This window comes from Desulfitobacterium dehalogenans ATCC 51507 (genome assembly GCF_000243155.2).
GTDB classification, from domain to species: domain Bacteria; phylum Bacillota; class Desulfitobacteriia; order Desulfitobacteriales; family Desulfitobacteriaceae; genus Desulfitobacterium; species Desulfitobacterium dehalogenans.
This window is the reverse complement of record NC_018017.1, coordinates 3,028,196-3,041,032: the sequence shown is the minus strand read 5'-3', so window position 1 is coordinate 3,041,032 and position 12,837 is coordinate 3,028,196. Positions and strand designations below refer to the sequence as shown.

Genomic DNA, 12,837 nt, shown 5'->3' with positions numbered 1-12,837 from the left:
ATCTGCGTAGAACTCTTTTTGGTATTTCTTAAATACGCTCCCACACAAGGAATACATCGTCTTCCTGTCGAATCTTAATGAAGAGAGAAAGGAAGGCGTTTATGCTTATATTAGGTATTGATCCAGGAACCGCGATTATGGGGTATGGATTAATTGAAAAAAAGGGAAATCGTTTATTTCCAGTGGATTATGCTTGTTGGCGTACACCGGCTCATACACCCATGCCGGAGCGGCTGCTTATGCTTTACAATGAGATTGAGGGATACATAAAAGAAAAACAGCCTCACCATGTGGCTGTTGAAGAGCTCTTTTTTAACCGCAATACTACAACCGCTATTTCCGTGGGACAGGCAAGGGGAGTTGTTTTATTAGCTGCAGCTCAATTTGGCATCCCCGTCTATGAATATACCCCGTTGCAGGTTAAACAAGCTGTTGCAGGTTATGGAAGAGCGGATAAACAACAAATTCAACAGATGGTTAAAGCCCTGCTGGGCCTTCAAGCGATACCGAAACCGGATGATACTGCGGATGCTTTAGCCATTGCCATATGCCATGCCCATAGTGTGAATTTGCTCAATAGAATGGGGGGATCCCTTTGATAGGAATGCTTAGAGGAAAAGTATGGGAAGTTCAAGCGGATAAATTGATTCTGGATGTTCAGGGAGTGGGATATCAACTATCGGCCCCTCATGGACTCTTAGCCAAAGCACATTCCGGTCACGAGCTTATCGTGTATACTCATGTGATTTTGCGGGAGGATGAACTGGCTCTGTATGGTTTTTCCTCAGCGGCTGAGAAAGAACTCTTCTTATTGATGCTTTCTGTATCGGGCATTGGACCCAAGGCAGCCTTATCGATCCTGTCTACTTTAGGCACGGGTCAGACAGAGAGCGCTATCGCCAGTGAAAATATTACTCTTTTGACCAAGGTTCCCGGTATTGGCAAAAAGACGGCACAGCGCTTGATTTTAGAGCTGAAGGAGAAGTTCAAAGGCAGGGTCCTCTCCTCCGACGGGACAGAGGGCTCAGCTATCCTACCCCAAGCTGCTTCTCTTTCGGAAGCTATGGAAACTCTCCTTGCTTTAGGGTTTAGTCAGGAGGAAGCTAAGAAGGCACTCCAAGCCCTTCCGGATTCAGTCCGGGAAGCAAGTACAGAGGAGCAGGTGCGGATAGCCCTTCGATCCCTTGCGGCTTCAAAGTAAAATGGGTGCCGGTTTTTCAGGGATTATTAACATAGAGGAGAAAAGTTATGGAAGAACGGATGATAACTCCCCAGCAGCTTCCAGGGGATCAAGAGGGAGAAGTCCTCAGACCCCATCGGCTGGCGGACTATATAGGTCAGACTAAGGTTAAGGATAATCTGCAGATTTTTATTCAAGCTGCCCTGGCCAGGGGAGAAGCTCTGGACCACGTCCTTCTCTACGGGCCGCCGGGTCTGGGCAAAACCACGCTGGCCAATATTATCGCTACGGAGATGGAGGTAAACATTCGAACCACTTCGGGACCGGCTATTGAGAGACCGGGAGATTTAGCGGCTATACTTACCTCCTTGGAACCCAGGGATGTATTGTTCATCGACGAAATTCATCGTTTAAGCCGTACCACTGAAGAAATACTCTATTCCGCCATGGAGGACGGGTGCCTGGATATTGTCATCGGCAAAGGCCCCAGTGCCCGGTCCATCCGTCTCACCTTACCGCCCTTTACCTTAGTGGGAGCAACCACACGGGCTGGACAATTAGCTTCACCTTTAAGGGATCGGTTCGGAGTCATCAGCCGCCTTGAGTTTTACGAAGTTGAAGACCTGATCAAGATCATTACCCGGGCCGCAGGAATCTTAAATCTTCAGATTACCCTGGAGGGAGCGGCGGAGATTGCCAGGAGATCCCGGGGAACCCCGCGGGTAGCCAACCGTCTCTTGAAACGGGTTCGGGATTATGCCCAGGTCTGGGAAGACGGTATGGTTACTGAAGGATTGGCCGGCAAATCCCTGGACCGGCTTGAAGTTGATCCTGCGGGACTGGATCGCATTGACCAGAAATGCCTCCTTACCATCATTCAGATGTTCGCAGGAGGTCCTGTGGGTTTGGAAACCCTCTCGGCAACCATCGGGGAAGAGGCTGAGACTATAGAAGATGTGGTGGAACCTTATCTACTCCAACAAGGGTTTATTCAAAGGACACCCCGGGGACGAGTAGCCACTGTTCGTGCCTATCAACATCTCAATATTCCTCTAAATCCTTCATCTAAAGAAGGTGGGCAGGAGGACAGTTTATTTGATAGTGCAGACGAATAAGGTTAAGGTGCAGGAATAGATAAAACCTGAAACGGGCAATCTGTTTGAAAAGAGTTGTGAGGTGGTTGAGTTGCTGCCTTTCTCGGACAGATTGTCTTTTCCCGTCAAGAAGGTATTCTTTTTGCTTATGGTCGCTTTTGTTCTGCAGGCTGCCCCTTGTCAGGCGAAAGAAATCGACGTGGAGTTAGTATGGAAATTTAAAGAGGCCGGATGGATTAAAGTTCAGGTGGAGCAAGGAAATTATATTCTTAAAGAAGTGGATAAGGATAAGCAGATTGAGACCCCTTTTCCAGCGGGCTCTGCTCTTGAGCTTACCTGGGGAGGCTGGTCTCCCGCTCTGAAAAAGAACTATGATCCGTTTCAGATTTGGAGGGGAAAAGAGCTGGAGCTGAATCGGAAAGGGGAGTATGGGTCTTTCCTTGTTCAAACTCCGGATGGCCAACAGGTAAGCTATCGGGGGAGCCTGAGGATACGTTGGGAGGATGGCGGTTGTAAGCTTATCAATCGAGTGGAGCAGGAGGACTATCTCAAAGGAGTGGTACCCATCGAGATGAGCAATTCTTGGGCGGGCGACGGTTTAGAGGCGCTTAAAGCACAAGCTGTAGCCGCTAGAACCTATATGGTAAGAAAAACCCGCGCTACATCTCAGATTACGGATTCTCCTGATTATGATCAGGCTTATTTAGGAAGGAATGTCGAAGGTACGGCCAACCAAGCCGTAGAGGCTACGCGGGGAGAAATCATGGTGGATTCCATAACCTACCAGCCTATTGATGCCCTTTATTCTTCTCATAATGGCGGTTATACAGAACGGGCGGAAAATGTCTGGTCTAATCCGGATCCTCATTTTACCTCCCAGCCGGATCCTTTCTCCCAAGGAATCGGAGGCCCGGCCGACCGCTGGCGGTTTATTATTGGGGCGGATGTTCTGGGGCAGGCCTTCGAAATGGGTCCCATTGCCAAAATTGAACTTGACAAACTCCCTTCAGGTAGGGTAAAAAAGGTAAGTATACGGGACATTGATGGTAAGGTTCATGAGGTTGGCGGCAGGGCTTTTGTGCAGAAATTTTATCCCTATGGCCAGCCCATCACCGTCCAAGCCTTTCTGGGCAACTTATTTAATGTGCAGCAGATACCTGGTGATGAACCCCTCTTTTCTTTCGATCTGAAGGAATTGGGTGTTCCCTCCCGCCTAAGCGGGCTGGTCGATAAGCAAAAAGCCCAGGAGGTTGGCTCCGGACCCCGTTTAGGCCGTATTTTAAGCACTGCTCAGGGGATTCGGGAGTTTCCCGCTTCCTATGATGTTTTTGTTTTTAATGGCCGTGGCTGGGGGCATGGGGTGGGTATGTCCCAATGGGGAGCCTATCATATGGCTCAACGAGGATATACCTATGGGGAAATTCTGAAATTTTATTACCAGCAGATGGATTTAATCAAGTACTATTTATAGTGCACAAAGGAGAATCATTTTGAAATTAGAGGATTTCGATTTTGATCTGCCCGTGGATCGTATCGCTCAGCACCCGGTGGAACCCCGGGATTCTTCCCGCCTTATGGTTATGAATCGCTCCACCGGAGAGATTGAGCATCATGTGTTCCGGGAACTTCCCGAACTGCTCCAGGCGGGAGATGTCCTGGTGGTCAATAATACCAGGGTCATCCCCGCCCGATTGATTGGTGAAAAAGAGGATACCCAGGCAAAAATTGAGTGCTTACTCCTTACCCGCCGGGAAAAGGATGTGTGGGAGACCCTGATAAAGCCCGGCAAACGGTTAAAGGCAGGGCAGACTGTGGTATTTGGAGAGGGCCTCCTGCGGGGAGAACTTATGGAGATTTTACCCGATGGCAATCGGCTTGTGAGATTTGATTATGAGGGAGTCTTTGAATCGGTGCTCGATCAATTGGGGAATATGCCCTTGCCACCCTATATTACTGAGCAGCTGGAGGAAAAGGAGCGGTATCAAACCGTCTATGCTAAAGAAAGCGGATCCGCCGCCGCTCCCACCGCCGGTCTCCACTTTACTCCGGAATTGCTGGAGCGCTTAAAGGATAAAGGGGTGGAAATCGTTGAGATCCTGCTCCATGTGGGGCTGGGAACCTTTCGTCCGGTCAAAGTGGACAATGTGGAAGAACATGCCATGCATTCAGAATATTATCGGGTCAGCCATGAGGCGGCGGAGCGGATCAATCGCGCTAAAGGCCAAGGGCGCCGGGTTATCGCTGTGGGAACCACGGCTTCCCGAACCTTAGAATCCGTGACTAAGGAAAATGGCCGGGTCGAAGGGAAAGAAGGGTGGACCGACATTTATATCTATCCGGGCTACACCTTTAAAATTCTCGATGGCTTGATTACGAATTTTCATTTTCCCAAGTCCACCCTGGTCATGCTGGTAAGTGCTTTTGCCGGCAGGGAAGAGATTCTCAGAGCTTATCATATCGCCATCGAAGGGGGCTACCGCTTTTATAGCTTTGGCGATGCTATGATGATATTGTAATAAAGGAAGTGAACGCATTGGCAGTTCGTATAGAAATTCTCAAGGAAGATTCCCGCACCCGTGCCCGCCTCGGCAAGCTTCATACCCCTCACGGGGTGATCGAAACCCCTGTTTTCATGCCCGTGGGAACCCAGGCCACGGTAAAAACTATGACCCCTGAGGAATTAAAGGACCTGGGAGCGGGCATAATATTAAGCAATACCTATCACCTTTTTCTGCGCCCAGGTCATGAGCTCATCCGGGAGGCAGGGGGTCTTCACTCCTTTATGCATTGGGACGGGGCGATTCTTACCGATAGCGGCGGCTTTCAAGTATTCAGCCTCGGTGATTTGCGCAAAATCACTGAAGAGGGAGTGGAATTCCGTTCTCATCTGGATGGCTCAAAGAAATTTTTAAGTCCGGAGATTGCGACCCAGGTTCAGATGGCATTGGGTTCCGACATCGTTATGGCTTTTGATGAATGCACCCCTTATCCCGCCACCCGGGAATATGCCAAAGCTTCTTTGGAGCGTACCACCCGGTGGCTTAAGCGTTGCCAGGAGACCTTGACCACCACGGACCGGCAGGCCCTTTTTGGAATCGTCCAGGGAAGCATGTACGAGGACCTTCGCAAGCAAAGCGCGGCAGAAATCACAGAATTGGATTTGCCGGGTTATGCCGTAGGAGGGCTGAGTGTTGGAGAGCCTAAGGAGCTGATGTATGAAGTCCTGGATTATACGGTTCCTCTGCTGCCTAAAGATAAGCCCCGTTATTTGATGGGGGTAGGTTCGCCGGATGCCTTGATTGAAGGAGTGATGAGAGGGATTGATATGTTTGACTGCGTTCTTCCCACGCGAATAGCACGTAACGGAACCGCTCTTACCCGTTATGGAAAGCTTGTGGTAAGAAACGCTGAGTCAGCCCATGATTTTTCACCGATCGATCCCACCTGCGATTGCTACACCTGTAAAAATTACTCCCGAGCCTATTTAAGGCATTTGATCAAAGCGGATGAGATTTTGGGCTTGCGCCTGATGACGATTCATAACCTGCGTTTCTTAACCAATCTCATGGCTGAGATTCGGACTGCCATCAGAGAAGACCGCCTCCCTGAATATCGGGAGAAGTTCTTCTATGAGTACGGATATTTGAAATAATTTGCTCAATAGGCAGGATTTCTTGGACACAATGGGGAATAAGTTATTCCAGAATAATGGGAAAATATAAGGGACAAATTAAAAGGGGGACAATAAATTTATGGAAAGTGGTACAATGACACTTCTTCTTTACATGGTAGTTTTCTTTGGTATTATGTATTTCTTCATGATCCGCCCACAACAAAAACAAGCTAAGCAAAGACGAGCTATGCTGGATAGCTTGCGCGTTAATGATAAGGTCATAACCGCCGGTGGAATCTATGGGAAGATCCGTAAGGTCAAGGAAGATTCAGTGATTATTCAAATTGCTGATAAAGTGGAAATCGAAGTGACCAAGAACGGTGTGGGTTCCGTAGAAAATCGTGAAATTGTCGTGGAAAAAGAGAAGAAAGCAGATAAAAAGGATAAAGCAGAGAAAAAAGAAGAAGTGGTTGAGCAAGGGCAGACCGCTGAATAAGCAAGCTCACAAGAATGTCCGACCTAATTACGGGTACAATATAGAGGAACGAATAAGCAAGTGGAAGTATCTACTTGCTTATTTCATTGATTTTAAGAATTTAGTTTTGGTTCAAAATAAATTTTTATGTCAGGTGGGGGATGGGAGTGACCTACGAAGAACATATCCAAAGCGAATTACTGCGGTGGCAAAAGAAAATACTGCGCCCACCGGGTTTATTGGAAAAGGGATCGAAAGCAATTCAAAGTAAAGTCAATGAACTCTACCCTAAGAAATTTTTTGATACCCTGACCGTTACCATCAAAGGACTGGTTCGAGGGGTACTATTTGGTCTTGAATATATGCCCAAAGGTAAGCCCATTAAAAACGCCGATCTCATGGAAAGGGATCAGAAGGCCCTGGAATTGCTAAAGAATTATAAGCGAGTGGCGGCGGCGGAAGGCGCTGGAACAGGGGCCGGAGGAATCATACTGGGTATAGCGGATTTTCCTGCTCTGATCGCTATTAAAATGAAATTTCTTTTTGAACTTGCCCATATCTATGGTTATTCCACGGAAAGCTATAAGGAACGGTTATATCTGCTTTTTGTCTTCCAATTGGCTTTTTCCAGTCAGGAGAAACGCCCGGGGGTGTTCCATAAACTGGTCCATTGGGACGAAACAGTCAAAGACTATCCGGAACTAAAAGCCATGGAACTCTTCGATTGGGAGCAGTTCCAGGTGGAATATCGAGATGCCATTGACTTGAGAAAAATGCTTCAAATGCTGCCGGGAATCGGAGCAGTGGTTGGTGCTGTAGCCAATTATGGTTTACTGGAAGATTTGGGTCATGTGGGAATGAATTGCTACCGGTTAAGGATTCTTCAGGAAAAAGGACTTATCCAAATGGATTAGATAAGATAGAGACAAACAGTCTGGGGGGATTTTCGTGAAGCCAGTTACTATAGCTGATCTGAAAGCGGACCCAATCGTTCAGGGATATATCGAAGGGGGAAACAAAAATTTAGCAGCCATCGGATTCACAGAACACGGTCTAAGACATGTAGGCTTGGTGTCCAGTATCGCTTATAATATCCTGGAGAAATTGGGTTACTCGGAACGTGAATGCGAGCTCGCGGCGGTAGCTGCTTATCTTCACGATATTGGTAATGTGATCAATCGGGCGGGACATGCACAGTCCGGTGCGATTCTGGCCGCTCATATTCTGGAACGCCATGCCATGGCTCCTGAAGAAATCGCCATCGTCATTGGAGCGATCGGCAACCACGACGAGAGCGACGGCAATCCGGTAAGCAAAATTTCCGCAGCATTAATTTTGGCGGACAAATCCGACGTGCATCGTTCGCGGATAAGAAACCAAGAACCCGCAACCTTTGATATTCATGACCGTGTCAACTATGCAGTGGAACACTCTTTTCTGAGGGTTTATCCCGAGGATAGAATTGCCTTGGAGATTACCATCAATACCAAGATTTGTCCTGTTATGGATTATTTCGAAATATTCTTAGCCCGCATGCTCCTCTGCCGTAGGGCAGCCTATTTCCTGGGCACTCAATTTGAGCTTAAAATCAATGAAGTAAAGCTGCTTTAAAAATTACCTTTCGTTGACAGCGTGAATAGGCGAGGATTATAATTAAATCTGGCATGGGCAAGTCCCAGGTAAATATTAAGGGAGGAAAAAAGATGAAAAGGGGAAGCATCCTGAAATTAACAGCAACTATATTGCTGATCGTCATCGCGGTAGTATTCTCAATCCAACCCCTTACGGACCCGGAAAAGGGAATTTCGTTGGGACTTGATCTGCGTGGAGGAGTTCACCTTGTCCTGCAGGCTGAACCAGGTCCAGATGGTACACAAGTTACGGCCGAGGATGTTGAAAAGGCCAAAAGCATCATTGAGAGACGGGTCAATGAGATGGGATTGTCTGAGCCGGTCATTCAGACTGATTTAGATAAAAAGCGGGTTATTGTGGATTTAGCTGGAGTTCAAGATCCGGATAAAGCGGTAGAAGCTTTGAAAACCACAGCTAAATTGACGTTTAAAGATGCACAAGGGAACGTGGTTATTGAGGGATCGGATTTGAAGGATGCCCGTGCCGGGCAAGGACAATCCAGTTATGTGGTTCAACTCACCTTTTCTCCAGAAGGAACAAAGAAATTTGCTGATGTGACCAGCCGTAGTGTTGGACAGCAGATCGGCATCTATTTAGATGATCAGCTCCTGCAAAATCCTGTAGTTCAGGTACCTATTGTCAATGGCCAAGCAGAAATCACTGGGTACGCATCTCTGGAAGAAGCTGCTCAATATGCGGTTTTGCTTCGTTCCGGCGCTCTGCCTGTGAGCTTAAGTATTGCAGAGAAACGTTCCGTGGGAGCTTCACTGGGTGTAGATTCCCTGAGCAAGAGCATTAATGCCGGTATTGTGGCTTTAGGGTTTATCATTTTATTTATGTTCGTACTCTATCGCCTGCCAGGGCTTGTTGCGAATATTTCTTTAGTCGTCTTTACTTTACTCGTACTGTGGGCATTAAAGGGATTCGGTGCGGTTCTGACTTTGCCGGGGATAGCGGGGATTCTTCTTTCTATTGGTATGACGGTGGATTTAAACATCATCATCTATGAACGGATCAAGGAAGAACTGCGCCTTGGCAAATCCCTGCGCGCTTCAGTGGAAGCTGGTTTCAGCCGTGCTTTTGTGACCGTCTTTGATGCCAATATTACTACCTTATTTGCTGCGGCTACCCTCTTCTTCCTGGGCACAAGCTCCATTAAAGGATTTGCTATTACTTTGGGTATCGGTATTTTTGCCAGCCTCTTTACTGCGGTTACCTTTACTCGGATGCTTTTGCGCTGGATAGTAGCTATTAATCCACGTATGAATACTGCCTGGTTTGGCGTAAGGAGGGAAGGCTAATGTCTGAAAACAATAATCCCGGCAAGAAAACCACGGCCTCAACTCCTGCGGCTCATGCGGCAACCTATGAAGAGGTTAAAAATTCCATCCCTTTCTATTTTAATGTGGTTAAGCACCGGCACGTTTGGTTCGCAATATCTCTTATTATCCTTGCGATCAGTTTCATCTCCTTTTTCGCCCGAGGGCTGAACCTGGGGGTGGACTTTACCGGTGGGACCATGCTTGATATGAGATTCAATCAACAGGTGACCCAAGAGAAAATCACCGAGGCCATGGCCTCCGTAGGTTTGGAAGGACCGGTGCAGCTTTCCGATAATGATACCGCGGCCTTGATCCGGACCTCCGCTCTGGAAGAAGAACAGCGCAACGAACTTCTTACAGCGCTGCAGACTCAGGTAGGGGAATTAGATAGAGAATCCCTTAAGGAGGATAAGGTCGGACCGGCCATCGGTCAAGAGCTGACCAAGAACGCTTTTTTATCCCTGGCTATTGCAGCGGTCTTAATACTGGCCTATATTAGCTTCCGCTTCCAATTTGCCTATGCTGTGTCAGGTGTTTTGGGCTTACTGTATGCTGTGATCACTACAGTCGGGGTATTCTCCCTCTTTCAATGGGAAGTCGACTCTACCTTTGTGGCCGCCATCCTGACCATTTTCGGTTATGCCATCAATGATACCGTAGTTATTTTTGACCGGATCCGTGAAAACGAACCTCGCATGAAACGAGGGGACAGTTTTGAGGATATGGTGGATAAATCCATTTGGCAGATGATGGGGCGTTCGATCAAGATTGCAGTGACGGTTCTTATCTCCCTTCTATCTATATTTATCCTTGGCGGAGAATCAACCAGAGTGTTTGCTTTAGCCATGATGATCGGTGTAGTAGCAGGAGCTTATTCCTCCATCTTTAATGCCAGCCAGATCTTAGTCGAGATCAAGAAAAGGATGAAGCCGAAGAGGGGCGGTAAACCTGCCCGCGCCAAAGCATAATCCTCAAAGAAATATTAAATCCTTAATGTTTGGCAATCCAACTGTTTTTGCATAATCTAATATAAACCTAAAAATTCCGGGCTGGCTCCCGGAATTTTTATTACACGAGCAGAAAGTATGCCAATAAATTTCTTCCTTAATTTATAATATTATATAGTGCATTTTTTTGAGTTCTGTACTATAATACATTCTAAATAGAAAATAAAGGAGGAGTGGGTGTATGAGGATGTCAGGAGCTCAAGCTGTCATTGAATGCTTGAAGCAGGAAAATGTTGAAGTTGTTTTCGGATATCCTGGGGGTTCGGTTTTAACGCTTTATGATGCACTTTATGAGACTCAGTTTCCTCACATATTGACCCGACACGAACAGGGTGCAGTCCATGCTGCCGATGGGTATGCCCGATCGACCGGGAAGGTGGGAGTGTGTATTGCCACCTCAGGACCGGGAGCTACGAACTTAATTACTGGGATCGCCACAGCCTATATGGATTCCATCCCCATGGTGGCGATTACGGGTCAGGTGGCTGTTTCTCTCATCGGACGGGATTCCTTTCAGGAAGCAGATGTAACAGGAATTACCACGCCGATTACAAAGCATAACTATCTTGTTAAAGATGTCGATGAATTGCCCAGAGTGTTTAAAGAGGCGTTCCATATCGCCCGCACCGGCCGGCCCGGTCCCGTCCTTATCGATGTTGCTAAAGATGTTTTTGCTAAAGAGCTGGATTTTCATTATCCTGATAACGTCCATTTGCGGGGATATCGCCCGATTTTCGAAGGAGACTCCCAGGTCATTGCCCGGGTTGCAGAGGAACTGGGCAAAGCTCAAAGACCGCTGCTCTTTGTCGGCGGGGGAGTGAATCTGGCCGATGTTTCTCCTGCCTTAAGGGAATTGGTAGAATACACCCATACCCCTGTCATAAGCAGCCTCATGGGCTTAGGCTGTATTCCCGATAAACACCCACAACATTACGGTATGGTGGGCATGCACGGAACTTATGCAGCCAACATGGCAACCACTCATACGGATTTGCTGATCGGTCTAGGTGTGCGTTTTGACGATCGGGTTACAGGCCTTGTTGCCGATTTCGCTTCAAAGGCGAAAGTGATTCATTTTGATATCGATCCTGCTGAGGTTAATAAAAACATTATCGCCAATATACGTGTCATAGGGGACTTAAAGTGGTCTATACCGGCTCTGTTGAATCAAGTGAAAGAAAGATCTGCGGAATCATGGATGACTGCCCATATGGAATGGCAGAAACAATTGGATGAATGGCAAAAGGGCAATCCTCTGACCTATGTCCCACGGGAAGGGTTGGTTATGCCTCAGCACTTAATCCAGCAAGTCAGTCATTATGCGGCAGAGGATGCTGTGGTCGTCACGGATGTTGGGCAGCACCAAATGTGGGCCAGCCAATTTTATGAGTATAAACATCCCCGGACTCTGCTCACCTCCGGTGGTTTGGGAACCATGGGATATGGACTTCCAGCGGCTTTGGGAGCTCAAGTGGGATGTCCCGGCCGTCAGATAGTATGTTTTACAGGGGACGGCGGGTTTATGATGAACTGTCAGGAGTTATCCTCGTTGGCGGATTTGAACTTGCCTGTAAAGGTATTTATTCTTAATAATCAGGTCCTCGGTATGGTGGCCCAATGGCAGCGGATGTTCTACAATGGACATTATTCTCATTCTACCCTGAAGGGTCATACGGATTTTGTGAAATTAGCGGAAGCAATGGGTGTCGTCGGTCTAAGAGTCACGGATCCTCAGGAGGTTGACACGGCCATTCAAAAGGCTTTCGCCGTAAATGGGCCTGTAGTCGTGGAGATTCGAATTCCTGCTGACGAAAATGTACTGCCAATGGTTCCGGCAGGAGGTCGTCTTGACCAAATGATTATGGGAGGGTAAGGCATTATGAGACATACATTAGCCGTGTTGGTTGAGAACCGCCCCGGGGTATTGACTCATATCTCAGGATTAATCAGCCGGAGGGCCTTTAATATCGAAAGTATTGCCGCAGGGTATACAGAGGAACCCGATACGACGCGCATAACGGTCGTTGTTCAGGCTGATGAGCTGGAATTGGAACAGGTGGTCAACCAGCTTTCCAAACTCGTTGATGTTATTAAAATAACGAATTTAACAGAAACGGATTCCATTCAAAGAGAACTGGCTATGATTAAAGTGAAGGCCAGCAGCGAAACCCGTTCAGATATTGTGGATATTGTCGATATTTTCCGAGCTAAAATCGTCGATGTAAACCGTGAGACTATGGTTATTGAATTGACAGGAGAAGAAACCAAGATTGACGCTCTTTGTGAAGTTCTTAAGGATTACGGGATTATTGAAATTGTCCGGACTGGAAAAATCGCTTTATCAAGGGGGCCTATTCCAGCAAAACATGGATAGACCTAGAATAAAATCCCAATATAGAAAGGCTTTTAAGTGGTGTGTTGGTTAAAAAGCACATCACTTTTTTATGGGTATCGGAAAAAGAGGGAGATTGAACTGCTGTAGAGAATATTCAACCAGGTGGAAAACGGGAGTTG

The 12,837-nt window shown here is 47.3% G+C and carries 13 protein-coding genes; all 13 read left to right on the top strand.

The features are described from left to right. Window positions 1-101 precede the first annotated feature (101 nt). The 13 genes from ruvC to ilvN all read left to right on the top strand — a co-directional run bounded on the left by ruvC (window position 102) and on the right by ilvN (window position 12,697). Complete coding sequence (gene ruvC, locus DESDE_RS14740) at window positions 102-599, top strand: crossover junction endodeoxyribonuclease RuvC (RefSeq protein ID WP_014794821.1); 498 nt, start codon at window positions 102-104, stop codon at window positions 597-599. Beyond that, on the top strand, window positions 596-1,201 hold the full coding sequence (gene ruvA, locus DESDE_RS14735; protein WP_014794820.1) for a Holliday junction branch migration protein RuvA: 606 nt from the start codon (window positions 596-598) through the stop codon (window positions 1,199-1,201). The genes ruvC and ruvA overlap by 4 nt, the downstream gene beginning before the upstream one ends. Window positions 1,202-1,248: 47 nt before the next feature. Beyond that, window positions 1,249-2,295 carry a Holliday junction branch migration DNA helicase RuvB gene (ruvB, locus tag DESDE_RS14730; RefSeq protein WP_014794819.1) on the top strand — a complete coding sequence of 349 codons (1,047 nt, stop codon included), beginning with the start codon at window positions 1,249-1,251 and terminating at the stop codon, window positions 2,293-2,295. Window positions 2,296-2,365: 70 nt separating this feature from the next. Beyond that, the gene (locus DESDE_RS14725) at window positions 2,366-3,745 is read left to right on the top strand and encodes a SpoIID/LytB domain-containing protein (RefSeq protein ID WP_014794818.1); all 1,380 of its coding nucleotides are present in this window, start codon (window positions 2,366-2,368) and stop codon (window positions 3,743-3,745) included. Between the two features lie 19 nt (window positions 3,746-3,764). Beyond that, on the top strand, window positions 3,765-4,790 hold the full coding sequence (gene queA / locus DESDE_RS14720; RefSeq protein ID WP_014794817.1) for a tRNA preQ1(34) S-adenosylmethionine ribosyltransferase-isomerase QueA: 1,026 nt from the start codon (window positions 3,765-3,767) through the stop codon (window positions 4,788-4,790). Window positions 4,791-4,807: 17 nt separating this feature from the next. Continuing rightward, window positions 4,808-5,926 carry a tRNA guanosine(34) transglycosylase Tgt gene (gene tgt, locus DESDE_RS14715; protein ID WP_014794816.1) on the top strand — a complete coding sequence of 373 codons (1,119 nt, stop codon included), beginning with the start codon at window positions 4,808-4,810 and terminating at the stop codon, window positions 5,924-5,926. Between the two features lie 100 nt (window positions 5,927-6,026). Further along, on the top strand, window positions 6,027-6,383 hold the full coding sequence (gene yajC / locus DESDE_RS14710; protein WP_014794815.1) for a preprotein translocase subunit YajC: 357 nt from the start codon (window positions 6,027-6,029) through the stop codon (window positions 6,381-6,383). Window positions 6,384-6,529: 146 nt separating this feature from the next. After that, window positions 6,530-7,276 (top strand): EcsC family protein, encoded by a 747-nt coding sequence (locus DESDE_RS14705; protein WP_014794814.1) that lies wholly within the window; start codon window positions 6,530-6,532, stop codon window positions 7,274-7,276. Between the two features lie 34 nt (window positions 7,277-7,310). Next, window positions 7,311-7,973, top strand: coding sequence for an HD domain-containing protein (locus DESDE_RS14700; RefSeq protein ID WP_014794813.1), 663 nt, complete (start codon window positions 7,311-7,313; stop codon window positions 7,971-7,973). A gap of 92 nt (window positions 7,974-8,065) precedes the next feature. Next, a complete protein-coding gene (gene secD / locus DESDE_RS14695; RefSeq protein WP_014794812.1) occupies window positions 8,066-9,295 on the top strand; it encodes a protein translocase subunit SecD in 1,230 nt (409 codons plus the stop codon). Then, window positions 9,295-10,284, top strand: coding sequence for a protein translocase subunit SecF (gene secF, locus DESDE_RS14690; protein ID WP_014794811.1), 990 nt, complete (start codon window positions 9,295-9,297; stop codon window positions 10,282-10,284). The genes secD and secF overlap by 1 nt, the downstream gene beginning before the upstream one ends. A gap of 220 nt (window positions 10,285-10,504) precedes the next feature. Next, window positions 10,505-12,196, top strand: a complete 1,692-nt coding sequence (gene ilvB, locus DESDE_RS14685) for a biosynthetic-type acetolactate synthase large subunit (protein ID WP_014794810.1) — start codon at window positions 10,505-10,507, stop codon at window positions 12,194-12,196. Between the two features lie 6 nt (window positions 12,197-12,202). After that, window positions 12,203-12,697, top strand: coding sequence for an acetolactate synthase small subunit (ilvN, locus tag DESDE_RS14680; RefSeq protein WP_014794809.1), 495 nt, complete (start codon window positions 12,203-12,205; stop codon window positions 12,695-12,697). Window positions 12,698-12,837 lie beyond the last annotated feature (140 nt).